Source organism: Photorhabdus viridis (assembly GCF_040256935.1).
Lineage (GTDB): Bacteria > Pseudomonadota > Gammaproteobacteria > Enterobacterales > Enterobacteriaceae > Photorhabdus > Photorhabdus viridis.
This window is the reverse complement of the sequence record NZ_JBEJZY010000597.1, coordinates 1-223: the sequence shown is the minus strand read 5'-3', so window position 1 is coordinate 223 and position 223 is coordinate 1. Positions and strand designations below refer to the sequence as shown.

1 protein-coding gene is annotated in these 223 nt (G+C 61.9%); it reads right to left on the bottom strand.

From position 1 onward, the window contains the following. On the bottom strand, window positions 1-223 hold a 223-nt coding region (locus tag ABR397_RS24715), incomplete at both ends, for an AMP-binding protein (RefSeq protein ID WP_350307972.1).

Genomic DNA, 223 nt, shown 5'->3' with positions numbered 1-223 from the left:
CAGTATTTCAACCAGCGCGGACTGGGTCAGCAGAACCACCGGCGCTGCATCACTGAGCATATAGGCCAGCCGTTCGGCCGGATAAGCCGGGTCAAGCGGCAGATAGGCGCCACCGGCCTTAAGGATGGCCAATAATCCCACCACCATCTCCAGACTGCGCCCGGCGCAGATGGCAACCCGGTCATCCGGTTGTACGCCGAGGGTCAGCAGATGATGAGCCAGC